Below are 26,101 nucleotides of genomic sequence, written 5' to 3' on the forward strand. Positions count from 1 at the left end.
GTGTGTGGCCCAGGACGTAAGGGCCGTGATGATTTGACGTCATCCCCACCTTCCTCTCGGTTTGCACCGGCAGTCTCGTTAGAGTCCCCATCTTTACATGCTGGCAACTAACGACAAGGGTTGCGCTCGTTATAGGACTTAACCTGACACCTCACGGCACGAGCTGACGACAACCATGCAGCACCTTGTAATATGTCCGAAGAAAAGTCTATCTCTAAACCTGTCATACTACATTTAAGCCCTGGTAAGGTTCCTCGCGTATCATCGAATTAAACCACATGCTCCACCGCTTGTGCGGGCCCCCGTCAATTCCTTTGAGTTTCAATCTTGCGATCGTACTCCCCAGGTGGGACACTTATCACTTTCGCTTAGTCACTGAGCTAATGCCCAACAACTAGTGTCCATCGTTTACGGCGTGGACTACCAGGGTATCTAATCCTGTTCGCTCCCCACGCTTTCGTCCATGAGCGTCAGTACATACGTAGTAGACTGCCTTCGCAATCGGTATTCTGTGTAATATCTATGCATTTCACCGCTACACTACACATTCTATCTACTTCCATATGACTCAAGTCAACCAGTATCAAAGGCAGTTCCATAGTTAAGCTATGGGATTTCACCTCTGACTTAATTGACCGCCTGCGGACCCTTTAAACCCAATGATTCCGGATAACGCTCGGACCCTCCGTATTACCGCGGCTGCTGGCACGGAGTTAGCCGGTCCTTATTCTTACAGTACCGTCAAGCTGCTACACGTAGCAGTGTTTCTTCCTGTATAAAAGCAGTTTACAACCCATAGGGCAGTCTTCCTGCACGCGGCATGGCTGGGTCAGAGTTACCTCCATTGCCCAATATTCCTCACTGCTGCCTCCCGTAGGAGTCTGGTCCGTGTCTCAGTACCAGTGTGGGGGATCTCCCTCTCAGGACCCCTACCTATCGAAGTCTTGGTAAGCCGTTACCTTACCAACTAACTAATAGGACGCATAGTCATCTTTTACCGATAAATCTTTAATTACAAAGTGATGCCACTTCGCAATACTATGGGATATTAATCTTCATTTCTAAAGGCTATCCCCCTGTAAAAGGTAGATTCTATACGCGTTACGCACCCGTGCGCCGGTCGTCATCTAGTGCAAGCACTAATGTTACCCCTCGACTTGCATGTGTTAAGCCTGCCGCTAGCGTTCATCCTGAGCCAGGATCAAACTCTTCATTGTATATTTTAAATAATATGAATGAATAAGTTTCAAAAGAATTACATTAATCTAAACTAATGTGGTTATTCTACTCTTTGTTTACGCTGTCAATTTCAATATTTTCAATGAACTTATTTGAACTAAAAACTAAATATCTCTCAACCTAATCTTAATATCAAACTTTGTAGAAATGATAGAATCGAACTATCTAAAATTGTTAAATCTTATTCCAAAATCTCTCTGAACTTTTTCGCTGTTTTTGTTAGCGGGTGCAAATATAGAAACTATTTTTATTCTGACAATAAAAAAATAAAAAAAATTAAATTTATTTTTTAACCCCTAAAAAACTGAACTTTTTTCCCGAAAAAATCGGACTGCAAAGATACTATTAAATAACCTTACAAACCTAATTAAAAATGAAAAAAATTCCATCCTAAATCAAAAACCAGAATCCTTTAAACTAAACCCCAAAAACAACATCTTAATGAACTAAACTAACATACTCATATTTCCGTTAGCGGGTGCAAATATACAACTCATTTCTATTCCCACAACTATTTCTTGATAAAAATTATAAATCTTTTTAAACCCAAATCACAAATCTCTCTAAACATGAAACTTACAACATCAAAAAAATTGAAAAAATTATTGAATTTTTAATCAATGATCATCATATAGAATTAAATCATCATTATATATGTAGCAAACTGAAACACACTTTTAGTATGATATTGTTGGAATTCTAAAAAATCATAATAAATGAGGAACTTGACATTAATATAAGTATACATATATATTGTAGGAAAAATTGTTTTCTAATATCTTTGCGCCTCAAACTATATATATTAAATGATTAAGATTACTTTACCAGATGGAAGTGTAAAGGAGTTCGAAAAAAACAGTACTCCTTTTGATGTAGCTAAAAGTATTAGTGAAGGTTTAGCTAGAAATATTATTTCAGCTAGTTTTAATGGTACAACACTAGAAACAACTACTCCATTAAAAACGGATGGATCTTTGGTTTTATATACTTTTAATGATGATGAAGGTAAAAAAGCATTTTGGCACTCTTCTGCTCACGTTTTAGCAGAGGCAATTTTAAGTTTTCATCCAAATGCAAAATTGACCATAGGACCTGCAATTGATAATGGTTTCTATTACGATTTAGACTTAGGTGATGAGACGATTTCTGAAAAAGACTTTTCTGCTATTGAAAAGAAGTTTTTAGAAATTGCCAGAGGAAAACATGAATTTAAAATGAGAGAAGTTTCTAAAGCTGATGCTCTTTCGTTATATAAAGCAGAAAACAATCCATATAAAGTTGAGTTAATAGAAAACTTAACTGATGGTGATATTACATTTTGCGATCATAGCAACTTTACAGATTTATGTAGAGGAGGCCACATACCAAATACAGGTATTATAAAGGCAATTAAAATAATGAATGTTGCTGGTGCTTATTGGAGAGGTGATGAAAAAAACAATCAGTTAACACGTGTTTACGGAATTAGTTTCCCAAAACAAAAAATGCTAACTGAATATCTAGAATTATTAGAGGAAGCAAAAAAACGAGACCACAGAAAACTTGGTAAAGAATTAGAATTATTTACATTCTCTCAAAAAGTTGGAGCAGGTTTACCTTTATGGTTGCCAAAAGGAGCTGCTTTGCGTGAACGTTTACAAAACTTCTTAAAAGCTGCTCAGAAAAAAGCAGGTTACGAAATGGTGATGACACCACATATTGGTCAAAAAGAACTTTATGTAACCTCAGGTCATTATGAAAAGTATGGAGAAGATAGTTTCCAGGCAATAAAAACACCTAAGATGGATGAAGAGTTTTTATTAAAACCTATGAACTGTCCTCATCACTGTGAAGTTTACAACTTTAAACCTTACTCATATAAAGATTTACCAAAACGTTTTGCAGAATTTGGTACAGTATATAGGTATGAACAAAGTGGAGAGTTGCATGGATTAACAAGAGTTAGAGGTTTTACGCAAGATGATGCTCATATTTTCTGTACACCAGAACAATTAGATCAAGAGTTTAAAGAAGTAATCGATTTAGTTCTTTATGTATTTGGTTCTTTAGGTTTTGAAGATTTTACAGCTCAGGTCTCTATAAGAGATATGGAAAATCTAGATAAATACATAGGTGATGTTGAAACTTGGGAAATTGCAGAAAATGCAATTATCTCTGCAGCAAAAGATAAAGGCTTAGACTACGTAATAGAAGAAGGTGAAGCTGCATTTTACGGTCCTAAGTTAGACTTTATGGTAAAAGATGCCTTAGGTAGAAGCTGGCAATTAGGTACTATTCAAGTAGATTACAATTTACCAAAACGTTTTGACCTAACTTATACAGGTTCTGACAACCAATCTCATAGACCAGTAATGATTCACAGAGCACCATTTGGCTCTATGGAGCGTTTTATTGCTGTTCTACTAGAACATACAGGAGGAAATTTCCCTCTTTGGTTAACTCCAGAGCAAGTTATTATACTGCCAATCAGCGATAAATATCAAAAATATACCGAAAAAGTTTTAGAATCGTTAGAAAATTCCGAAATTCGCGCCCTCGTAGACGACAGAAGTGAAAAAACCGGACGTAAAATACGAGATGCAGAAGTAAGCAAAATACCATTTATGGTAATTGTAGGTGAAAAAGAAGAACAAGATGGCACAGTTTCTGTAAGAAAACATGGAGAAGGTGATATTGGAACCTTTACTATTGAAGAATTTAAATCTTTAATAAAAGAAGAAGAAAGTAAAACATTAAAGAAATTTAAGTAAATTTGAATTTCATCATAAAAAATAAAAGACTGGAGAACAGTTATACGTTAAATTTAAAATTATAAGTCATAGCAATTAGAAGAAGCAGGTCTAGGAGACCATTAAGAGTAATCAAAGAAGATCAACACAGAATAAACGACAAAATTAAATATGTTGATGAAGTTCGTGTGGTTGGAGACAACGTAGAAGTTGGTGTATATCCTTTAGCAAAAGCTAAAGAGATGGCAAGAGAACAAGAATTAGATTTAGTAGAGATATCGCCTAAAGCTAAACCTCCTGTTTGTAAAATTATTGATTACAAGAAGTTCTTGTATGAGCAGAAAAAACGTGAAAAAGCTTTAAAATCTAAAGCAACCAAAGTTACCATTAAGGAAATACGTTTTGGACCTCAGACTGATGAGCATGATTATGAATTTAAAAAGAAACATGCCATAAAGTTCTTGCAAGATGGAGCTAAGTTAAAAGCATTCGTATTCTTTAAAGGACGTTCAATCATCTTTAAAGAACAGGGTCAAATTTTATTATTAAAATTAGCTCAAGAATTAGAAGAATATGGTAAAGTAGAGCAATTACCAAAATTAGAAGGTAAACGTATGATTATGTTTATTGCTCCTAAAAAATCAAAATAAAAGTTCTTAAAAGAACTAAAGATTTAGAGTTTAAAAGTTTAGTAAAATAAGCTTTTAAACTTTTTGAGTCTTTAAGAATTAAGAAAAACAATATTAAGCAAGTTAAAACGAAGGAGAAATGCCTAAAATGAAAACAAAATCTAGTGCCAAAAAACGATTTAAAGTTACAGGTACTGGTAAAATCAAAAGAAAGCACGCGTTTAAAAGTCACATCTTAACAAAGAAGTCTAAAAAACGTAAATTAAAGCTAACTCATGACACTTTAGTACACAAGTCTGATGAGCCTAGCATTAAGCAAATGTTAAACTTAAAATAACTAGTTTAACCAGGGAATTTAATTATTAACCATGGAGTTAGGCTTAAATAGAAGTATTCTTAACAGAATCGCCTACTACAAAACACATTGAAATTATGCCAAGATCAGTAAATTCAGTAGCCTCAAGAAATAGAAGAAAAAAAATCTTGAAGGCAGCAAAAGGTTACTTTGGACGTAGAAAAAACGTTTACACAGTAGCAAAAAATGCGGTGGAAAAAGGTATGCTTTATGCATATAGAGACCGTAAAAACAATAAGAGAAACTTCCGTTCTTTATGGATAACGCGTATTAACGCTGCAGCTCGTTTAAACGGAATGTCTTACTCACAGTTTATGGGTAAAGTTAAAGCTAATAACATTCAGCTAAATCGTAAAGTTTTAGCAGATTTAGCAGTTAACAATCCAGACGCTTTTAAGGCAGTTGTAGAGAAAATCAAATAAATAATAATACTTGCTTATAACAAAAACCCAAACGTTACGTTTGGGTTTTTTTAATACATTTACATTTTAAAGTATACCGAATGAAATCTAAAATAATAACATTACTATTATTAATTACAAGTATTACAACCTTTGCTCAGGAAGAAATCAAGGAAGATAATTCTATAAAGGGTCAGTTTGATAAAATATATAGAACTTCTACTACTTATCAAGTATACAAAGTAATTTCTAAAGATAAATATGAAACGTTAAAAGCTAATGTTTTAGATTCTTTACAAATGTCTGAAAAAGTAATTTCTCAAAAAGACATTTTACTAAAGTCTGAAAGAGATAGTATCGAAAAATTAAATGCTGAATTAGAAAAAACGAAACAAGAATTAGAGGCAGCTTTAATTAAAGAAAATTCAATTTCTCTTTTAGGGCTTCAGGTTAGTAAAGTTACTTACAACCTTGTACTTTGGCTTATTATTATCATACTTGCATTGAGCTTAGCGTTTTTTGTGTTTAAATTTACAAGAAGCCATGTATTAACAAAAGAAGCTAAAGAAAACTTAGAAACTGTAGAAGAAGATTTTGAAAATCATCGTAAAAAATCTTTAGAAAGAGAGCAAAAATTAAGAAGACAATTACAAGACGAAATTAACAAACAAAGAAATAGCTAAAGCATAGCTCTTGTTTGCTTAAAAAATTCGTTACTCATTTTTAATTTTGATGATAATTACTCACCAATTGTCATCAATTATATCACAAATTTATCAGTATCATAATTTTATTATAATCTGTTAAATGGTAAAAGTTTTTTCGTTAGTTAATTAGTATTTACCTATCTTAAGGGTCGTAAATCAGCTAACACTTAAAAAACTATTTTACCTTTATGAAAGCCCTTTTTTTTACAAGAGAATTTCCACCTTATGTCTATGGTGGTGCAGGTGTTCATGTAGAATATTTAGCAGAAGAATTAGCAAAATTGATGCAAGTTGATGTGCGTTGTTTTGGAGATCAAGATGAGCATCAAACTAACTTAAATGTAAAGGGTTTTCCTTACGAAAATCCACTTTTCGATAATTCAGACCCAAAATTAAAAGCAGTTTTTCAAACGCTTAGCACCAATTTAAAAATGAACGCTAATGCAATAAATGCAGATGTTGTGCATTGCCATACTTGGTATGCTCATTTTGCAGGTATTGTTGCTAAACTTTGTTATGGCATTCCATTAGTAATTACAACGCATTCTTTAGAGCCACTTCGTCCTTGGAAAAGAGAACAGTTAGGCAATGGTTATGATGCATCTTCTTGGATAGAAAAAACGGCAATTGAAATGGCAGATGCATTAATAGCAGTTTCAGAAGAAACTAAAGAAGATGTGCTAAAACATTTTAATGTTGATGAAGACAAGGTAAAAGTAATTTATAATGGTATCAATTTACAAGAATATGTTACTACTTCAGCAACAGATACCTTAGACGAATATCAAATAGACAAAACAAAACCTTATGTGCTTTTTGTGGGAAGAATTACTAGACAAAAAGGAATTATACATTTGGTTAATGCCATAAAATATATAGATCCAGATACTCAAATTGTACTTTGTGCTGGTGCTCCAGACACAAAAGAAATTGGAGAAGAAATGGAGATTGCTGTTAATGAAGTTCAGAAAACTCGTAAAAATGTTATTTGGATAGATAAAATGGTTACCAAAAAAGAGATCATACAATTGTATTCTCATGCATCAGTATTCTGTTGTCCATCAATCTATGAACCTTTTGGAATTATAAATATTGAAGCAATGGCTTGCAATACAGCAGTAGTTGCAAGTGCTGTTGGTGGTATAAAAGAAGTGGTTGTGCATAATGAAACTGGATTATTGATTCCTGTTGAGCAGCAAACTTCTGCACCTTTTGAACCCGTGAATCCAGATAAATTCTCTAAAGATTTGGCAGAAGGCATTAATTCGCTTATTAACAACGAAGCGTTAAGAGAATCTATGGCTACAAATGGTAGGCAAAGAGTAGAACAATATTTTGACTGGATAGCAATAGCAAAACAAGTAGAAGCATTATATAAAACATTAAAAAAATAAATTGAAATGATAAACAATAAAGTACTTGGTATTATTTTAGGAGGAGGACAAGGCTCTAGATTGTATCCTTTAACAAAAGACAGATCTAAACCTGCAGTACCAATTGCTGGTAAATACAGATTAGTAGATATCCCAATATCTAATTGTATCAATTCAGATATAAAAAGAATGTACGTTTTAACTCAATTTAATTCGGCTTCATTAAATAAACATATCACAAATACCTTTCATTTTAGTTTTTTTAGTTCTGCTTTTGTAGATGTTTTAGCTGCTGAACAAACTATAATGAGTGATAAATGGTTTCAAGGTACAGCAGATGCTGTAAGGCAAAGTATGCATCATTTTTTATCTAATGATTTTGAATATGCATTAATACTTTCTGGAGATCAATTGTATCAAATGGATTTTAACGATATGATCAAGAAACACGAAGAAAGTGGCTCAGAAATAACCATTGCAACCTATCCAGTAAACGCAAAAGATGCTACCTCTTTTGGTATTTTAAAAACAAATGACGATAATATAATTACCTCGTTTATAGAAAAACCAGATGCAAAACTACTTCCTGATTGGACTTCAGATGTAGGTGATGCCATGAAAGCAGAAGGCAGAGATTACTTAGCATCTATGGGTATTTACATTTTTAATAGAGACTTGTTAAAAAAGTTGATGGACAACCCAGACACCAATGATTTTGGTAAAGAAATTATACCACAAGCCATTCAAGAACATAAAACGCTTAGTTATCAATATGAAGGATATTGGACGGATATTGGAAACATCGATTCTTTCTTTGAAGCCAACTTGGGTTTAACAGATGATGTACCAAAATTCAATTTATATGATGATAAAAAAAGCATTTATACAAGAGCCAGAATTTTACCTACATCAAAATTATCGGGTACAATTTTAAATAAAGCATTAGTTGCAGATGGCTGTATTATTCATGCTGAAAAAATTGAACGCTCAGTAATTGGAATTAGATCTAGAATTGGTAAAAATTCGCTGATTTCTAATACATATATGATGGGTAATGACTTCTACGAATCTTTAGAAGATATAGAAAAAAATAAGGTAGATATCATGATGGGTATTGGAGATCGATGCTACATTCATAATTGTATTGTAGATAGAAACAGTAGAATTGGAGATGATGTTCGCATCAATGGAGGTAGCCATATTAAAGATGTAGAAACAGATACATACATGGTTAAAGAAGGTATTGTTGTCATCAAAAAAGATGCAACCATTCCTAAAGGAACAATCATAGGTTAAAAAATTAAATAACTGAATTAGCTTTTTCATGCAAAATCAAAGTAGAATTGTCATAGAAAATATTGCACCACAGTTAAATTGTGGTACTATTTATATAAAACGAGTTGTAAACGAAATTGTAAACATTACTGCAGATGTCTTAGTAGATGGCCATGATGTGTTACAAGCAAGTGTTATGTACAAACATGAGTCAGAAAAGAAGTGGTCTGAAACTAGAATGCAAGATTTAGGAAATGATGGCTATTCAGCGAGTTTCATCACTTCAAAACAAGGATTTTATTCATACAAATTACAAGGTTGGGTAGACTATGCATTAAATTGGCAACATGGAATTGAACGCAAAATTGATGATCATCAACACGTAAGTTCAGAATTATTAGAAGGTGCTGAATTATTAGATAATTTAAAAGGCAAGCTGAGTAAAGATGAAAAAGAGTACATAAATCACCTTAAAAAAATCTTTGGAAATAATGAAGATTATAATGAGGCAATACAAGAAGCTACCTCAGATAAATTGAAAGCTATTTTTATAGCATTTCCAGAAAAGTTTTTAACTCACACTTCAAAAGAATTAAAGGTTTATGTAGATAGAGAGAAAGCTCGATTTTCTACTTGGTATGAGTTTTTTCCTCGATCTTCATCAGAAATTGAAGGTAAACATGGTACATTCTCAGACTGCCACAGATTGCTTCCAAGAATTGCAAATATGGGCTTTGATACGTTGTACTTTCCTCCTATCCACCCCATAGGCGAAGTAAACAGAAAAGGTAAAAACAATACTACCAACGCTTTAGAAGGCGATGTTGGCTCCACTTGGGGAATTGGTTCTAAACATGGAGGTCATAAAGACATTCATCCAGAATTAGGTTCTTTAGAAGACTTTAAAAAATTAGTTACAGAAGCAAAATCGTTAGGTATTGAAATAGCTATGGACTATGCTTTGCAAGCTGCACCAGATCATCCTTGGGTAAAAGAACATCCAGATTGGTTTAAGTGGAGACCAGATGGTACTGTACAATATGCAGAAAATCCACCTAAAAAATACCAAGATATTTTACCAATTTATTGGGAAAGTAAAGATTTTAAAAACCTATGGAAAGAGTGTTTAGACACGCTTTTCTATTGGATAGATTGTGGTATAAACGTATTTAGAGTAGATAATCCTCATACAAAACCATATTATTTCTGGGGCTGGATTATTGATCAAGTAAAAGCAAAACATCCAGATGTAATCTTTTTAGCGGAAGCATTTACGAAACCAAAAGTTATGCATCAATTGGCCAAACGAGGTTACACACAATCTTACACCTATTTTACTTGGAGAGATTCTAAACATGAACTTATAGAGTACATGAACGAATTAACCCAAACAGATCAAAAAGAATATATGAGGCCTAACTTTTGGCCAAATACTCCAGATATTAATCCTTTTCATTTACAGGGTGCAACAGAATCTAAATACATTCAAAGGTATGCTTTGGCTGCAACTTTAAGTTCCAACATCGGAATTTATGGACCTGTATTTGAACAAATGATAGATACACCAATTGTGGGTAAAGAAGAATATTACATGTCAGAGAAATTTCAACTTTGTCATTACGATTGGTCTATAGAAAATAACGTAACAACAATTATTTCTAAAGTTAATCACATTCGTAAAGAACAATCTTCTTTACAACAAACGAATAATATTAAATTTCTTGAGACTGGAAATGATCAATTAATTGCATTTTACAAATGGGATTTAGAGAAAACTAACGAAACAATTACAGTAATTAGTTTAGATGCACATCATTCACAAACTGGTTCTGTACAATTACCAATGCAAGATTTAGGCATTCATCATGGTCAGAAAATTGAAGTAAAAGATTTGGTGACTGGTAATTCTTACAATTGGTACAATGAATGGAATTATATAGAATTACATCCAAATTTACCATTTCACATCTTTAAAATCAACAAATAAAAACATATGAGTAAAACAGCTGCTAAAACAAAAACTTCCTTATTCTCCTCTACAAATACATGGGAAGAACTTATTGAGGATAAAGATTTTGTTGCTGTTTTCTTGTCTGATGTTTTAGAAGATTACATCCAAAAACAACGTTGGTATGGAGGTAAATCTAGTAGGTTAAAATATATAGAATTAAGTGAATACTTTAGAATTCAACAAAATGATGAAGTCTATTTTGGTTTAATTATCGAGGTAAATTTTGTTGAAGCATTTTATCATCATTACTTCTTACCAATATCTTTTGTTTCTGATGAAAAGTTTGCCACTGAAAGTAAAATTTTACCTATTCAATTAAAAAATCAAAAAGGATTTATTATTGATGCTATGCATTTAGAATCCTTTAGAAAAGTGGTTTACCAAAGAATTAAAAACGCTTTACCTATAGATAAAACTCCAGTTCAATACCATAAAACTGAAGGTTTTGAATTTCCTGAATACAAGTCATCAAAATTTTTAGGGGCAGAACAAAGCAATACTTCTATAATTTATAATGACAATTATATTTTAAAATTCTTTAGAAGAATTTATGCAGATAAAAATCCTGATTATGAAATGAGCCGATTTTTATCACACAGAAAAGAATTTAGACATACTCCAAAATATTTAGGCAGTATAAATATTATTGATTCTGAAAATACTAATATTACTATTGGTCTAATGCAAGAAATGGTTCCTAATAAAGGTGATGCTTGGGAGTATTTTTTAAAAGAAATTCATAAAATTTATAAAACCATAGATTATAAAGAAATTTCTTTTAAAGATTTACCAGATATTGAAATGTTTAGCAGAACTAAAATTTCTGATGTTGCTCCAGAAATCATAGATTGGATTGGTCTAAAACTACTATCTAAGGTTAAACTTCTTGCGCAAAGAACTGCAGAAATGCATATTGCTTTGGGCTCAGAGTTTGAAGACACCTCCTTTACTCCTACTCGTTTTAATGGCGATTACACAGTTTGGTTAAAAAATAGATTGACGTATCAATTTCAAAATAGACTAAACTTAACAGAAAATAACCTACATAAATTAGAAGGCTATTCTTTAGAATTGGCTAAAGAGTTTCTAGAAAATAAGAACAATATTAGAAAACGATTGGTCAATTTTGATTGGACCAAGTTAAAGGGAGAACGTATTCGAATTCATGGAGATTATCACTTAGGGCAAATTCTTGTTCAAGATGATGATTTTTGTATTCTAGATTTTGAAGGTGAACCAGAAAGTACTATTAGAGATCGAAAAGTAAAACAACCACCATTAAAAGATGTTGCAGGTTTATTTCGTTCTTTTCATTATGCAATTTATTCTACAATATTTAATCATCAAGATGAATATAAATTAGAAAAAGAAACACTTTTTAAATTTGCAGAATTACTTTATAAATATTTTGTAGCTGTATTTTTAGAAACCTATAGAGCTGTCACACAAGAAAATAACCTTTCTATTGGCTACAGACACGAACGCAGATTTTTATTAGAATATTGTTTATTAGAAAAAGCAATTTACGAGTTAGGTTATGAACTCAATTCAAGACCAAAATGGACTATAATTCCGTTAAAAGGTATTGCAAACATTATGAATTCATAAAATTATGGCAAAAACAAAAGTACACAGTCTTTTCACAGAATTTGATATAGATCTTTTTAAGGCTGGTAAACATTATAGATTATACGAAAAATTTGGATCGCACATTATCACTGTTGATAATGAAGTAGGTACTTATTTTGCTGTTTGGGCTCCAAGTGCAAAAATGGTTTCTGTTATTGGTGATTTCAACTATTGGTTGGGAGATGAGCATCAATTAAATGTAAGATGGGATGGTAGTGGAATTTGGGAAGGCTTTATACCAGGTGTACAAAAAGGTGCTACTTATAAATATAGAATAGAAAATTCTGACAACAATACAAGAACAGAAAAAGCAGATCCATTTGCAAGAAGATGTGAACATCCTCCTAAAACTGCATCGCAAGTTTGGGATGATAATTACCAATGGAAAGATAAAAATTGGATGCAGAACAGAAAGAAAAACAATGCATTAGACGCACCATTTTCTGTTTATGAAGTTCACTTAGGCTCTTGGAAAAAACAAGTAGAAGAGAATAGATTTTTAAGTTATATAGAGCTAGCAGATGAACTAGTTGCCTATGTAAAAGAGATGAATTTTACTCATGTAGAATTTATGCCAATTATGGAATATCCTTACGATCCAAGTTGGGGATATCAACTCACAGGTTATTTTGCACCCACTTCACGTTTTGGATATCCAGATGAATTTAAACAATTGGTAGACACTTTTCACGAAAATGGAATTGGAGTATTATTGGATTGGGTTCCCTCTCACTTTCCTTCAGATGATCATGGTTTAGGCTTTTTTGATGGGTCTCATTTATACGAACATCCAGATAGAAGAAAAGGCTATCATCAAGATTGGAAAAGTTTAATTTTTAATTATGGTAGAAATGAAATAAAGGCTTTTTTAATTAGTAATGCTATCTTTTGGTTAGATCATTATCATGCAGATGGTTTAAGAGTAGATGCAGTAGCATCAATGTTATTTTTAGATTATTCTAGAGAAGAGGGCCAATGGGAACCAAATATTTATGGAGGAAGAGAATATTTAGAGGCTATAGATTTTATAAAGGATATGAATGCTGCAGTCTATGAAGCTTTTCCAGATGTACAAACCATTGCAGAAGAATCTACTTCTTTTCCAAAAGTTTCCAGACCAATTTATGATGGTGGATTAGGCTTTGGTATGAAATGGATGATGGGTTGGATGCACGATACTTTAGGCTACTTTCAGAAAGAACCTATTTACAGAAAACATCATCAAAATGAATTAACTTTTGGGTTAAATTATGCCTTCTCAGAAAATTTTATGCTTCCTCTTTCACATGATGAAGTAGTATATGGTAAAAATTCTATTGTAGATAAAATGCCAGGAGATGAATGGCAAAAGTTTGCAAATCTTCGTTTACTTTATAGTTTTATGTACACACATCCTGGAACCAAATTATTATTTCAAGGGGGTGAATTTGGTCAAACTTCAGAATGGAATTTTGAAGGTAGTTTAGACTGGCATTTACTAAATTATGAGGTGCATAAAGGTGCTCAAACCCTAGTAAAAGATTTAAACAAGCTATACAAAACAGAACCTGCCTTATTCGAAAAACAATTCAGTCATGAAGGTTTTGAGTGGATAGATCATTCAGATCATCAAAACTCTGTTATGACTTATGTTAGAAAAGGTAATAAAGAAAAAGATAATCTACTAGTTATTTTAAACTTTACACCAATTCCTAGAAATGACTATAGAATAGGTTTGCCAAAAAAGGGGACTCTTATAGAGGTCTTTAATAGTGATGCAAAAAAATACAATGGTACAGGAGATTTTGAAACAAGTAATTTAACTTCAGACGCTAAAGAATGGAATGGTAGAGAAAACTCAATTGCCATTAACTTGCCTCCTCTAGCTATGCTTGCATTTAAATACAAATAAAATAGTCCACTTTTTTATTGAAATAGTTTTAGAACAATATCAATTAAAAGTGGTTTTATTGCATTCTTCATAACCAAAACAAGTTATAATTGCGACTTCAAAAAAACTCTCATTTTTAAGGAAAAGAAATGCTATTCTATTTATTTTTAAATAAATAAGCAATATTTTTACAACCAACAATGGTTTATTTATTGGTGCATTTCTACATTTAATAATGTTTTTTTTCACGTAAATACCATCAACATAATCCAAACATATTATGATTGTAAATACAGAACTAGAACAAAAAGGAAATTTATTTCCAAACGAAATTATAAAATACAAAAAAGACGTAGACACACTTTATTTCACTACAAAAAACAATGTGGTACTACAAGTTACAGTGGTTAGAGATAGTGTTATTCGTTTTAGATACTCAACAACAGGTAAATTCGAAAAGGATTTTTCTTATGGAGTAACAATTCACGCATCTAGAGGATATAATTTTTTAAATGTTTCTGAAGATGAAACACATTATATTATAGTAACTTCTAAATTAGTGTGTAAAGTAGAAAAAGAAAGTTTACAAGTAAGCTTATTTGATGCTTTAGATATGAGTTTAATCAATGAAGATGAAATTGGTTTTCATTGGGAAGAAAGCTATGAATTTGGTGGTGATATCGTAAAAATGAGTAAGACTTGCCAAAAAGCAGAAAGTTTTTATGGTTTGGGTGATAAGCCTGTAGAAGTAAACATGAAAGGTAAGCGTTTTGAGAACTGGGCTACAGATTCTTACGCGTTTGGCAAACACACAGACCCTATTTATAAAGCCATTCCTTTTTATACAGCTATTCAAAATAATAAAGCTTATGGTATTTTCTTTGACAATACCTTTAAAACTCATTTTGATTTTGCACAAGAAAGAAGAAACGTAACAAGTTTCTGGGCTCAAGGAGGTGAAATGAATTATTATTTCATTTACGGGCCAAAAATGGAAGATGTTGTTGCAAATTATACAGATTTAACTGGTAAACCTCATGCAATGCCACCTTTATGGGCATTAGGTTTCCATCAATGTAAATGGAGTTATTATCCTGAAAGTAATGTAAAACAAATTACCAAGACATTTAGAGATTTACAAATACCATGTGATGCTATCTATTTAGATATTGATTATATGGATGGCTTTAGATGTTTTACTTGGGATAAAAATCATTTTCCAGATCCTAAAAGAATGGTGAAAGAATTAGAGGATGATGGTTTTAAAACTGTAGTAATTATAGATCCAGGCATTAAAATTGATTTAGAATATGATGTTTTTAAAGAAGCTTTAGATAAAGATTATTTCTGTAAAAGAGCAGATGGCCCATACATGAAAGGTAAAGTTTGGCCTGGAGAATGTTATTTTCCAGATTATACCAAACCAGAAGTTAGAGAATGGTGGTCTGGTTTGTTTAAAGAACTAATAGAAGATATTGGTGTAAAAGGTGTTTGGAATGATATGAATGAGCCAGCTGTAATGGATGTACCTAACAAATCTTTTCCAAATGATGTAAGACATGATTATGATGGTAATCCTTGTTCTCACAGAAAAGCACACAATATTTATGGAACGCAAATGGCACGTGCAACCTATCATGGTTTAAAGAAATATGCATATCCAAAAAGACCATTTGTTATTACAAGATCTGCTTATTCTGGCGCTCAAAGATATACCTCAACTTGGATGGGTGATAATGTTGCAACTTGGGAGCATTTATCTATTGCCAATAACCAAGCACAAAGAATGGCAATGTCTGGTTTTTCTTTTGCAGGTTCTGATATTGGTGGTTTTGCAGAACAACCACAAGGCGAATTATTTGCAAGATGGATTCAATTAGGAGTATTCCATGCCTTTTGTAGAGTACATTCTTCAGGAGATCATGGAGATCAAGAACCTTGGGTTTTTGGTGATGAGATTACAGATATTGTAAGAAAGTTCGTTGAATTAAGATATCAACTATTACCTTATTTATATACTGCTTTTTGGAATCATATTAATAATGGAACTCCAATTTTAAAATCTTTAGTATTATTTGATCAAGAAGATGTACATACCCATTACAGAAGTGATGAGTTTATTTATGGAGAACACATTTTAGTATGCCCTATTCAAGAGCCAAATGCCAAAGGTAGACGCATGTATATACCAAGAGGTAAATGGTATAATTTCTGGAACGATGAAGTTATAGAAGGTGGAAAAGAGTCTTGGGTAGATGCAGATCTAGATAGTATGCCAATTTTTATCAAAGAAGGAGCTGTAATACCTAAATATCCTGTTCAACAATATGTAGGTGAAAAGAAGTTCGATGCAATTACTTTAGATGTTTATTACAAAGTTGGTAAAGAAAAATCTAAATTATATGATGATGCACATGATGGTTACGATTATAAGAAAGGTAGATACAGTTTAAGAACGTTTAAAGTTACTGGTAAAAAGAACGATTTTATACTAAATCAGCACAAAGAAGGTAAATTTGATGCCCCTTATAAAAACTTTAACATAGTAATTCACAACTTACCATTTAGAGTAACTTCTGTACAAATTGATAATGTAGAAGTTGATTTAACTAAAATTTCACAAGATAAAAACCTAACAATCAGCATAGATAAAACGTTTACAGAATTGCATTTATTTGGTGAATAAATATTAGAAAAAATAAGTAAAAAGAGAGGCCTCCCTATTTATGGGGAGGCCTCTCCCTATTTATGGGGATTTTTCAAAATCACTATAAATAGGGATTGTTTCGTATGTTATAAAACTATACCTTTGATGTATAATTAGTAAATACCCCAATTTACTATTGTGTAATTTTTTTGGCGAAAAAAAAGCGGATAAAGTTTTCTTTATTCGCTTTTTTCATTTTTAAACCTGTTTGGTAGTTTACTTCTTTTTTCTAGCAATTTTTAATTTTCATAGCAAAGTATTTTCTTTTTCATAGCCTAAATACTTTTCATAGCCTTCCTTTTTCTCTTTATTCTTTATTCTTTTTTCTTTTTTTTTTCTAACAATCAACTTTAAGAAATTTGCTTTTTCTTATTCTTAATATCTTTGTCTTTATTAAATGCTAAGGCAATTAATGCTACCTCTGTTAATAATAAAGCAATTTTTAATTTTTTACTCTTACTTACTGCAGCTGTTAAGCCTAATATTTTTGTTGCAATCATGCTAATCGTTTTTAGTGGTTGTTTCTTTTTCTTGATTCAAAGATACCACTGCAATACAATTTGTATTAATGCAAACGAATTAAAAAGTAACTCAAATAAAAAACCTCGAAAATAAATTTCGAGGTTTTTCAATATCATTTTGGTTAATAAATTTTAAATACCATCACCTAATTCCTTCAATTTCTCTGTGTTTTCAGCTAACATTAATTCATCAATAATTTTTTGAATATCACCATTCATAATATTTGGCAAATCATATAAAGATAAACCAATTCTATGGTCTGTAACTCTACCTTGTGCATAATTGTACGTTCTAATTTTTGCACTTCTATCTCCAGAAGAAACCATAGAACCACGTTTCAAAGCATCTTCTGCTTGTTTCTTAGCCAACTCCATATCGTATAAACGAGACCTTAAAACTTTAAAAGCTTTCTCTTTATTTTTATGCTGCGACTTCTGATCTTGACATTGAGCCACCAACCCTGTTGGAATGTGAGTTAAACGTACTGCTGAGTATGTTGTATTTACAGACTGACCTCCAGGACCTGATGAACAGAAAAAATCTATTCTTACATCTTTTGGATTTATCTCTACATCAAATTCTTCTGCTTCTGGAAAAACCATACAAGTTGCTGCAGAAGTATGCACTCTACCTTGTGTTTCTGTTTGTGGCACCCTTTGTACACGATGCACACCAGCTTCGAACTTTAATATTCCATACACATCATCGCCATTAACCTCGAACTGAATTTCTTTAAAACCACCATTTGTACCTTCTGAATAATCTACAGTAGAAACTTTCCAACCTTTGCTTTCGCAATATTTGGTATACATTCTAAATAAATCTCCTGCAAAAATACTTGCCTCATCTCCTCCTGTTCCTGCACGTAATTCTACAACTGCATTTTTTGCATCTTCAGGATCTTTTGGTATCAGTAAAAATTTAATTTCTTCTTCTAATTCAGGTATTCTAGTATTGGCTTCTTCCATTTGCATCTTTGCCATTTCTGTCATTTCTGCATCAGAGCCATCAGCAATAATTTCTTTTGCTTCTTCAATATTGTTCATTAAGGTTTGATATTCATCACCCTTTTTTACAACATCTCCTAAATCTTTATATTCTTTCATCAATTGCGCATAACGCTTTTGATCCATGATAATTTCTGGTTGTATAATTAAATCAGAAACCTCATCATAACGTTGCTTAACAATTCTTAACTTATCTACCATCTTCTACTCTTTTCTTGGTTTGCGAATTTACAATTTTTATAGGAATTATTTTTTATTATCATTTAACTATATTTGATTGTCCATGGATTATAATTATGCTTGCTTTCGTTTTTGAAGAGGATAAAATGGTTGCATATATTCTTTTGTAAATCTAAACCGATAACTAAATATACAACCTTAATGTATAAAAGATGTTTGCTTTTTTATGTGATACTCATGAGTTTTAGTTTTTGCACTGACAATAAAAACCATGAATACCCAAATTTTTTAATTGGAAAATGGAAGCGTGTTAATGACAAACCCAATCAGCAAACCTTTGAAATTTGGAATAGCGACCTAAAAGGAACTGGTTATACCATTTCTGAAGGCAATAAAATATTTGAGGAACAATTAGAATTTGAGCAAATACAAGATACTTTGCATTTAAAAGTGACTGGTGTTAATGAAGTTGCAACTTATTTTAAATTCACAAATCAAACAGACTCCTCATTTACCTGCGAAAACCAGAAAAATGATTTTCCGAAAAAAATTAAATACTGGTTAAAAAATGACACACTTAAAGCACTAATTTCTTCTGAAGAATTTGCAATAAATTTTAGCTTTGTTTCAGTACAGTAAAATTAATTGTAGTTCCAATATTTTCTTCACTTTCAATCCAGATATTTCCTTTATAATAAGTAATAATTTTCTTTACAATAGATAAGCCAATTCCTGGTGAAGAACTGTTATTGTCTAACTTAGAAAATACTTTAAATACCTTATCAAAATACCCTGGTTTTATACCTATACCATTATCTTTAATGCTAAATTTATAATAATCATCTAAGTCTTCGAAACCTATTTCTACTATTGGGTTCTCTTTGTTATTATAGATAATGGCATTCTGAATTAGGTTTTTAAATACCAACTTATACCTCCAAGAATTACCAGTAATAGAAGGCAAATTTTCCTGAACATTTACAACAACATTATCAGGTATAGAAATACCAATTACAATATTTTGAACCAATTCATTCAGATCTATAATTTTATCTTTAGCATGTACTTTATCTACTGTAGAGTAATCTAAAATTCCATCAATTAGAGAATCCATTTTTTCTACGTTAAACAAAATTTCATCTAAATGATTTAAATTTTGACTTTCTAAACTTTCTTTTAAATCGGTTTTACACCAAGATATTAAGGTATGAATATTAAGTAATGGCGATTTTAAATCATGAGACACCATTTGGGTATACTCATTAATTTGCTGGTTTTGTTTTGCTATATTTTTTAAAAGAGCTTCCTCGCTTTTTTTCTGATTTTCTATGAGTGTTTCTTGCTCTTTTCTTTGAATAATATTCACTAACATACTTGCAAAAACAAAAAGCAAATTCTTTTCATCTTCAGAATATTTATGAATTTTCTCAACAGAATCGAACCCTACAAAACCTATAAGTTCATTATTTTTAATTTTAGGGATGGCAATTAAACTCTGTATGCCTTGTGGTTCTAAAATAGCTCTTAAACCAAATTCTCCATCTTCAGGCAATTTACTTACATCCTCTATATAAAAAGCTTCTCCTTTTTTATGCGATTCTAGCCATTGGTGAATAAAATCAATAGGAATATTTTGTAAATTATCTATTTCTGGCTCTATACCTTCTTTACACCATTCAAAAGTATTAGATGTGGTATTATTTACTAAATCATAAGAAAATACATAACTTCTATCTGCGCCTACAAAGTTACCAATTTGCTCTAATGAACTCTCTATTAAAGAAGTAACATTGCTTAAATCTGCATTAATATATTTTGTTGAAATACTAATTAATAATTTCTGAAATCTTAATTGGTAATCAATAATTTGGTCTTTTTCTGCTTGAGAGGTATTTTTTTGAGCCATTAAAAATGATCTATTTGTAATTCTATTTTAACAATGAATTGATAACAATTTTATTATACTTAACACATAAAACAGCTATAGCTAGTTTGTACGATTAAACTTTAAATTTGATAATACTTCTAAGTTATAAAAAATTGTACAATCTTGAATTTTATTCGATAAAACTTATGTTAAGGTTAAAAAGCTAGTAGATTGTAACTTGTACTTAGTTGTACTCAAAATTACCAAATTCGCTTTTAATAGTAAGTTTTTTGGTTGATGCGTCTTCTACTCTACCAACAATTTTAGCATCCACATTAAATGATTTAGAGATAGCAATAATGTCTTCTGCAATTTCTGGTTTTACATAAACCTCCATTCTATGTCCGCAGTTAAATACTTGATACATCTCTTTCCAATCAGTTTTTGATTGTTCTTGTATCAATTTAAACAAGGGTGGAATTTCGAACATATTATCTTTTATAATATGTAAGTTATCTACAAAATGTAAAATTTTAGTTTGTGCTCCTCCAGAACAATGAATCATTCCATGAACTTCATTAGAGGAGAATTTAGATAAAATCTCTTTAATTATTGGTGCATAAGTTCTAGTTGGCGATAATACTAATTTACCAGCATCTATTGGCGAGTTTTTGACTTCATCTGTTAGTTTTGTGTTTCCTGAATATACCAAATCAGAGGGTACAGCAGCATCAAAACTTTCAGGATATTTATCTGCTAAATACTTATGAAAAACATCGTGTCTTGCAGAAGTTAAGCCATTAGAACCCATACCTCCATTATATTCTGTTTCGTAAGTTGCTTGGCCAAAAGATTCTAAACCAACAATTACATCACCTGCTTTTATATTTGCATTATCAATAACGTCATTACGTTTCATTCTTGCTGTAACAGTTGAATCTACAATTATTGTACGTACTAAATCACCTACATCTGCAGTTTCACCTCCTGTTGAATGAATAGTTACACCGAACTTCTTTAAGTCTTCAATAAGCTCTTCTGTTCCGTTTATAATTGCTGATAAAACTTCACCAGGTATTTTACTTTTGTTTCTACCAATGGTAGAAGAAAGCATAATATTATCTGTAGCTCCAACACATAATAAATCGTCTATATTCATGATTAAAGCATCTTGTGCAATGCCTTTCCATACAGAAATATCACCAGTTTCTTTCCAATACATATATGCCAAAGAAGATTTTGTTCCTGCACCATCTGCGTGCATTATTAAACAGTAATCATCATCATTTGTTAAATAATCTGGAACTATTTTACAAAACGCTTTAGGAAACAAACCTTTGTCTATATTCTTTATAGCATTATGAACATCCTCTTTAGAGGCAGATACTCCTCTTTGTGCATATCGTTTTGAAACTTCTTGACTCATATTGTAGTATTATGCTGCAAATTTAGTGTTTTACAAAAAAAATCCCACTTAAAAGTGGGATGATTTCTATTATCTTGTAAACAATAATTCTCTATATTTTGTTAATGGCCAAAGATTATCATCTACCATTGTTTCTAATTTGTCACAATGCATTCTAATTTGGGCAAAATAAGGCTTCACTTTCTTACTATAGGCTTGTGCAGATTTTAAACCTTTTAAACCTTTGGCATTTCTTCGTTCTTCTATCATTTTTAAGGTTAAAGCATTTATTTCTGTGATGTGATTAGAAATAATCATAATCAATTCTATCTGCTCTTTGGCTATCTTTTTAAATTCATCCCCAAAAATTTCTTTTAAATTCTTAGTATTCTCTAGTAAAGTATTTTGATAAATTATAGCAGTTGGCACAACATGATTTCTAGCTATATCTCCTAAAACCCTACTTTCTATTTGAAGTCTTTTAGTATACTGCTCTATATCTATTTCATACCTTGCTTCTAACTCAACTTTATTCATTACCTCCATTTCTTCAAATAACGAAACAGTTTGTTTTGCCGTTTTTATCTGAAGAGCTTCAGGCGTTGTTTTATTATTACTTAAGCCTCTCTTTTTGGCTTCTTTCTCCCAAGCATCTCCATAACCATCACCTTCAAACCTAATATCTTTTGAGTCTTTAATATATTCTCTTAAAACATTAAATATAGCCTCATCTTTTTTCAAGTTTTTATCATCGATTAAAGCATCAACTTCAGTTTTAAATTCTTTTAGTTGCTTGGCAACAATTGTATTTAAAACAGTCATAGGTATTGCTGAATTTGCAGAAGAACCAACAGCTCTAAACTCAAACTTATTGCCTGTAAACGCAAATGCTGATGTTCTATTTCTATCTGTATTATCTAGTAAGATTTCAGGTATTTTACCAATAATATTTAATTTTAAATCGGTTTTTTCTTCTGGTGACAATTTACCTTTGGTTACATTTTCTAATTCATTTAAAACATTAGATAATTGGCTACCTATAAAAACGGATATAATTGCAGGTGGTGCTTCGTTTGCTCCTAATCTATGATCATTACTTGCAGAAGCAATTGAGGCTCTTAATAATTCTTCATTTTCATAAACTGCCTTTATAGTGTTTATAAAAAAGGTTAAGAACTGTAAATTTTTCATTGGTGTTTTTCCAGGGCTCAATAAATTCGTGCCATCTGGAGTAGATAAAGACCAATTGTTATGTTTACCTGAACCATTGATTTCTGCAAAAGGTTTTTCATGAAACAATACTTTAAAGTGATGACGCTTAGAAACTTTTTCCATAACATCCATCAACAAAGAGTTATGATCTACTGCTAAATTAGCTTCCTCAAAAATTGGTGCTAGCTCAAATTGATTTGGAGCTACTTCATTATGTCTGGTTTTAACTGGTATACCTAACAACATACATTCTTGCTCTAAATCTTGCATAAAACTCATAGCCCTTGCAGGTATTGTACCAAAATAATGATCATCTAATTGCTGACCTTTTGCTGGTATATGACCTAATAAAGTTCTACCTGTTAATATTAAGTCTGGCCTTGAATTGGCCAAAGCATCATCTATCAAAAAATACTCTTGCTCCCAACCTAAAGTAGCATTTACTTTAGTTGCATTTTTATCAAAGTATTTACAAACTGCAGTAGCATGGGTATCTATAGCTTGCAGTGCTCTTAATAATGGTGTTTTGTTATCTAAAGCTTCACCTGTGTACGAAACAAAAATTGTTGGGATACATAATGTAGTTTCATATATGAAGGCTGGAGATGTTGGGTCCCAAGCTGTATACCCTCTTGCCTCAAAAGTATTTCTAATGCCTCCATTAGGAAAACTAGAAGCATCTGGCTCTTGCTGTACTAATTGTTTTCCATCAAACTTCTCCATAGCCAAACCACCGTTAATAGATTCAAAAAATGCATCGTGTTTTTCTGCTGTAGCTCCTGTTAAAGGTTGAAACCAATGTGTATAATGAGTTGCGCCTTTAGAAATTGCCCAGTCTTTCATGCTAACTGCAACCTGATCTGCAATTTTTCGATCTATCCTTGTTCCTTTCTCAATTGCGTTACTCACACTATCATAGGCAGCTCTAGTTAAATATTGTTGCATGGCATGTTTATTAAAAACATTCTGACCAAACAATACAGATCTTCTTTCTTTTTCTATAATTGAAACTGGCTTTCTATTTAAAGTTTCTTGTAATGCAGCAAATCTAATTGTTGACATAATCTAAATTTTTAAGGTCTATTTTAATTATAAAGCAAAGATACCCCTTAAAAATTAGGGATAAAGTTTTTTTTATATCATTTTTTAATTTTTACCCCCTTTTTTTTTGATATCAATTTAAAATATTTGATTTTTGTACCATTAACATCTTACACTCAAGAATTATGGCAAAAATTAAATTAGAATACATTTGGTTAGATGGATATTTTCCAACTCAGAACATGAGAAGTAAAACCAAAGTAGAAGAACATGAAGATTTTCAAGGAACAGTTGAAGAATTAGGTATGTGGTCTTTTGATGGATCATCTACAAAACAAGCTTCAGGAGGTTCTTCAGATTGTTTATTAAAACCAGTTGCAATCTATCCAGATCCTGCAAGAATTAACGGTTATTTAGTAATGACTGAGGTTTTAAATGCAGATGGTACTCCACATGTTTCTAATGGTAGAGCTACAATTGAAGATGAAGATAACGATTTCTGGTTCGGTTTTGAACAAGAATACTTTATAATGGATACAAAAACGCAATTACCTCTTGGTTTCCCAATTGGTGGTTATCCTGCACCTCAAGGAATGTACTATTGTTCTGTAGGTGGTAAAAATACACATGGTAGATTATTAGTTGAGAAACATGCAGATTTATGTATCGAAGCTGGTTTAAACTTTGAAGGTATTAACCAAGAAGTTGCTTCAGGTCAGTGGGAATTTCAATTATTTGCTAAAGGAGCTAAAAAAGCCGGAGACGAAATTTGGATTGCTCGTTATTTATTAGACAGATTAACTGAGCAATATGGTTACTATATAGACTATCATCCAAAACCATTAGGTAAAGATATGGACTGGAATGGTTCTGGTATGCATGCAAACTTCTCTAACACAACTTTAAGAACTTGTGGTTCTCAAGAAACTTATGAGAAAATTTGTGAAGCGTTTAGACCAGTTGTAAAAGAGCACATTGCTGTTTATGGTGAGTTTAACGACCAGCGTTTAACAGGTGATCATGAAACAGCTTCGATCAATGATTTCTCTTATGGAATTTCTGATAGAGGTGCATCAATTAGAATACCAATTATTACCGTAGAAAAAGGTTGGAAAGGTTGGTTAGAAGACAGAAGACCTGCTTCTAATGGTGACCCATACAAAATTGCTGGTAGAATTATTAAAACTGTAAAATCTGCTAACATTAGCTAGATTGTAATAGTATTTTATACAAATGAAAAACTCCGAAATTAAAATTTCGGAGTTTTTTTATATAGAATAATTACTATTATTCTTGACTTGGAGGATATCTAGAAATAATTTCTTTAACAAATAGCTGAATTCTCTCTTCCTTCTTTTCTACATTTTGCATTTTTAAAGCTCCAGTTCCAATTCCTTGCCAAATCAACTCTTTTTTATCTTTATCTATAAAATCTACGAATAGTGTGCCTTCTGTGTATTCAGATACACTTACATTATTGTTCATTCCACCCCACATCCAAGGGTTCCAACCCCATCCAAAACCATAACCCATATTAGTTTGGTTTACATTCACTTTTCTACGAGATTTTGTAAAAATACTAACCAACATATCTGGATTATCCGATTTCGTAAAACCCTTTGCTAAAAGTTCAGTTTCAATTGCTCTTAAAACACGTTTTTTATCCAAGCTAGAAATATCAGCTTTATCTATACCTGTTTTGTAAAAAGCAAAAGTTTTGTATTTGTTAAAATCTGCTTTGGTATCATAATCTGTTACCACCTTTACAGTATTACAAGAACTGAATACAATAACTAAAGCAAACAGAAGAGGTTTTAAATTTTTCATAGAGATATCATTTAATAAGTTATTTACTCTAAGATACAAGCAATAAGTATGCCAAAAAAAACCTAACCTTTAAACTTAAGTTAAAGCTATTTTAAAACTCATAAAGAATCGTGTA

General features: G+C 31.6%; 19 protein-coding genes and 1 rRNA gene (1 of these 20 cut by a window edge). 13 read left to right on the top strand and 7 right to left on the bottom strand.

The annotated features are described in order from the left end of the window. Positions 1-1,217, bottom strand: a 16S ribosomal RNA gene (locus MED152_RS05815) (it extends 303 nt beyond the left edge of the window). Between the two features lie 828 nt (positions 1,218-2,045). Between MED152_RS05815 and thrS the strand changes: the two genes are divergently transcribed. The 11 genes from thrS to MED152_RS05875 all read left to right on the top strand — a co-directional run bounded on the left by thrS (position 2,046) and on the right by MED152_RS05875 (position 16,904). Further along, positions 2,046-3,989, top strand: coding sequence for a threonine--tRNA ligase (thrS, locus tag MED152_RS05820; protein WP_015480929.1), 1,944 nt, complete (start codon positions 2,046-2,048; stop codon positions 3,987-3,989). A 131-nt stretch (positions 3,990-4,120) separates the two neighbouring features. After that, positions 4,121-4,618 (top strand): translation initiation factor IF-3, encoded by a 498-nt coding sequence (gene infC / locus MED152_RS05825; RefSeq protein ID WP_148284800.1) that lies wholly within the window; start codon positions 4,121-4,123, stop codon positions 4,616-4,618. A 118-nt stretch (positions 4,619-4,736) separates the two neighbouring features. Further along, a complete protein-coding gene (gene rpmI / locus MED152_RS05830) occupies positions 4,737-4,934 on the top strand; it encodes a 50S ribosomal protein L35 (protein WP_015480931.1) in 198 nt (65 codons plus the stop codon). Between the two features lie 95 nt (positions 4,935-5,029). Further along, positions 5,030-5,374 (top strand): 50S ribosomal protein L20, encoded by a 345-nt coding sequence (gene rplT / locus MED152_RS05835; protein WP_015480932.1) that lies wholly within the window; start codon positions 5,030-5,032, stop codon positions 5,372-5,374. 80 nt (positions 5,375-5,454) lie between these two features. Beyond that, positions 5,455-6,036, top strand: coding sequence for a hypothetical protein (locus MED152_RS05840; RefSeq protein ID WP_015480933.1), 582 nt, complete (start codon positions 5,455-5,457; stop codon positions 6,034-6,036). A gap of 212 nt (positions 6,037-6,248) precedes the next feature. Then, positions 6,249-7,454 carry a glycogen synthase gene (gene glgA, locus MED152_RS05845; RefSeq protein WP_015480934.1) on the top strand — a complete coding sequence of 402 codons (1,206 nt, stop codon included), beginning with the start codon at positions 6,249-6,251 and terminating at the stop codon, positions 7,452-7,454. 6 nt (positions 7,455-7,460) lie between these two features. After that, complete coding sequence (locus tag MED152_RS05850) at positions 7,461-8,729, top strand: glucose-1-phosphate adenylyltransferase (RefSeq protein WP_015480935.1); 1,269 nt, start codon at positions 7,461-7,463, stop codon at positions 8,727-8,729. A 28-nt stretch (positions 8,730-8,757) separates the two neighbouring features. Continuing rightward, positions 8,758-10,695, top strand: a complete 1,938-nt coding sequence (locus tag MED152_RS05855; protein WP_015480936.1) for an alpha-1,4-glucan--maltose-1-phosphate maltosyltransferase — start codon at positions 8,758-8,760, stop codon at positions 10,693-10,695. A gap of 6 nt (positions 10,696-10,701) precedes the next feature. Beyond that, on the top strand, positions 10,702-12,327 hold the full coding sequence (locus MED152_RS05860) for a hypothetical protein (protein ID WP_015480937.1): 1,626 nt from the start codon (positions 10,702-10,704) through the stop codon (positions 12,325-12,327). Between the two features lie 4 nt (positions 12,328-12,331). Then, positions 12,332-14,239: a 1,4-alpha-glucan branching protein GlgB gene (gene glgB, locus MED152_RS05865; RefSeq protein WP_015480938.1), complete on the top strand. Its 1,908-nt coding sequence runs from the start codon at positions 12,332-12,334 to the stop codon at positions 14,237-14,239. 259 nt (positions 14,240-14,498) lie between these two features. Continuing rightward, positions 14,499-16,904 (top strand): glycoside hydrolase family 31 protein, encoded by a 2,406-nt coding sequence (locus MED152_RS05875; protein WP_015480939.1) that lies wholly within the window; start codon positions 14,499-14,501, stop codon positions 16,902-16,904. Between the two features lie 371 nt (positions 16,905-17,275). Here the strand turns inward: MED152_RS05875 and MED152_RS13725 are convergent, their stop codons facing one another. Next, the gene (locus MED152_RS13725) at positions 17,276-17,425 is read right to left on the bottom strand and encodes a hypothetical protein (protein WP_015480940.1); all 150 of its coding nucleotides are present in this window, start codon (positions 17,423-17,425) and stop codon (positions 17,276-17,278) included. Positions 17,426-17,578: 153 nt separating this feature from the next. After that, positions 17,579-18,655 (bottom strand): peptide chain release factor 1, encoded by a 1,077-nt coding sequence (gene prfA / locus MED152_RS05880; RefSeq protein WP_015480941.1) that lies wholly within the window; start codon positions 18,653-18,655, stop codon positions 17,579-17,581. Between the two features lie 216 nt (positions 18,656-18,871). Between prfA and MED152_RS05885 the strand changes: the two genes are divergently transcribed. Beyond that, the gene (locus MED152_RS05885) at positions 18,872-19,273 is read left to right on the top strand and encodes a hypothetical protein (protein WP_041383415.1); all 402 of its coding nucleotides are present in this window, start codon (positions 18,872-18,874) and stop codon (positions 19,271-19,273) included. Here MED152_RS05885 and MED152_RS05890 read toward each other — a convergent pair. The 3 genes from MED152_RS05890 to MED152_RS05900 form a co-directional block, all read right to left on the bottom strand. Further along, on the bottom strand, positions 19,251-20,540 hold the full coding sequence (locus MED152_RS05890) for an ATP-binding protein (protein ID WP_015480943.1): 1,290 nt from the start codon (positions 20,538-20,540) through the stop codon (positions 19,251-19,253). The two genes, MED152_RS05885 and MED152_RS05890, sit on opposite strands and share 23 nt — an antisense overlap. 205 nt (positions 20,541-20,745) lie before the next feature. Next, positions 20,746-21,927, bottom strand: coding sequence for an AIR synthase related protein (locus MED152_RS05895; RefSeq protein ID WP_015480944.1), 1,182 nt, complete (start codon positions 21,925-21,927; stop codon positions 20,746-20,748). Between the two features lie 69 nt (positions 21,928-21,996). Next, a complete protein-coding gene (locus MED152_RS05900) occupies positions 21,997-24,180 on the bottom strand; it encodes a glutamine synthetase III (protein WP_015480945.1) in 2,184 nt (727 codons plus the stop codon). Positions 24,181-24,344: 164 nt separating this feature from the next. Between MED152_RS05900 and MED152_RS05905 the strand changes: the two genes are divergently transcribed. Continuing rightward, a complete protein-coding gene (locus tag MED152_RS05905; protein ID WP_015480946.1) occupies positions 24,345-25,370 on the top strand; it encodes a glutamine synthetase beta-grasp domain-containing protein in 1,026 nt (341 codons plus the stop codon). A gap of 76 nt (positions 25,371-25,446) precedes the next feature. Here MED152_RS05905 and MED152_RS05910 read toward each other — a convergent pair whose 3' ends face one another. Then, positions 25,447-25,986 carry a DUF4136 domain-containing protein gene (locus tag MED152_RS05910; RefSeq protein WP_015480947.1) on the bottom strand — a complete coding sequence of 180 codons (540 nt, stop codon included), beginning with the start codon at positions 25,984-25,986 and terminating at the stop codon, positions 25,447-25,449. Positions 25,987-26,101 lie beyond the last annotated feature (115 nt).

It is taken from the genome of Polaribacter sp. MED152, from assembly GCF_000152945.2.
Classification (GTDB): Bacteria; Bacteroidota; Bacteroidia; order Flavobacteriales; family Flavobacteriaceae; genus Polaribacter.

Coding starts and splice junctions, on each gene's coding strand:
- MED152_RS05905 (WP_015480946.1), top strand. CDS start 24,345: ATGGCAAAAATTAAATTAGAATACATTTGGTTAGATGGATATTTTCCA.
- glgB (WP_015480938.1), top strand. CDS start 12,332: ATGGCAAAAACAAAAGTACACAGTCTTTTCACAGAATTTGATATAGAT.
- MED152_RS05875 (WP_015480939.1), top strand. CDS start 14,499: ATGATTGTAAATACAGAACTAGAACAAAAAGGAAATTTATTTCCAAAC.
- MED152_RS05895 (WP_015480944.1), bottom strand. CDS start 21,927: ATGAGTCAAGAAGTTTCAAAACGATATGCACAAAGAGGAGTATCTGCC.
- MED152_RS05840 (WP_015480933.1), top strand. CDS start 5,455: ATGAAATCTAAAATAATAACATTACTATTATTAATTACAAGTATTACA.
- MED152_RS05850 (WP_015480935.1), top strand. CDS start 7,461: ATGATAAACAATAAAGTACTTGGTATTATTTTAGGAGGAGGACAAGGC.
- rpmI (WP_015480931.1), top strand. CDS start 4,737: ATGCCTAAAATGAAAACAAAATCTAGTGCCAAAAAACGATTTAAAGTT.
- MED152_RS05885 (WP_041383415.1), top strand. CDS start 18,872: ATGAGTTTTAGTTTTTGCACTGACAATAAAAACCATGAATACCCAAAT.
- MED152_RS05910 (WP_015480947.1), bottom strand. CDS start 25,986: ATGAAAAATTTAAAACCTCTTCTGTTTGCTTTAGTTATTGTATTCAGT.
- MED152_RS05855 (WP_015480936.1), top strand. CDS start 8,758: ATGCAAAATCAAAGTAGAATTGTCATAGAAAATATTGCACCACAGTTA.
- MED152_RS05860 (WP_015480937.1), top strand. CDS start 10,702: ATGAGTAAAACAGCTGCTAAAACAAAAACTTCCTTATTCTCCTCTACA.
- thrS (WP_015480929.1), top strand. CDS start 2,046: ATGATTAAGATTACTTTACCAGATGGAAGTGTAAAGGAGTTCGAAAAA.
- glgA (WP_015480934.1), top strand. CDS start 6,249: ATGAAAGCCCTTTTTTTTACAAGAGAATTTCCACCTTATGTCTATGGT.
- MED152_RS05890 (WP_015480943.1), bottom strand. CDS start 20,540: ATGGCTCAAAAAAATACCTCTCAAGCAGAAAAAGACCAAATTATTGAT.
- rplT (WP_015480932.1), top strand. CDS start 5,030: ATGCCAAGATCAGTAAATTCAGTAGCCTCAAGAAATAGAAGAAAAAAA.
- MED152_RS05900 (WP_015480945.1), bottom strand. CDS start 24,180: ATGTCAACAATTAGATTTGCTGCATTACAAGAAACTTTAAATAGAAAG.
- MED152_RS13725 (WP_015480940.1), bottom strand. CDS start 17,425: ATGATTGCAACAAAAATATTAGGCTTAACAGCTGCAGTAAGTAAGAGT.
- prfA (WP_015480941.1), bottom strand. CDS start 18,655: ATGGTAGATAAGTTAAGAATTGTTAAGCAACGTTATGATGAGGTTTCT.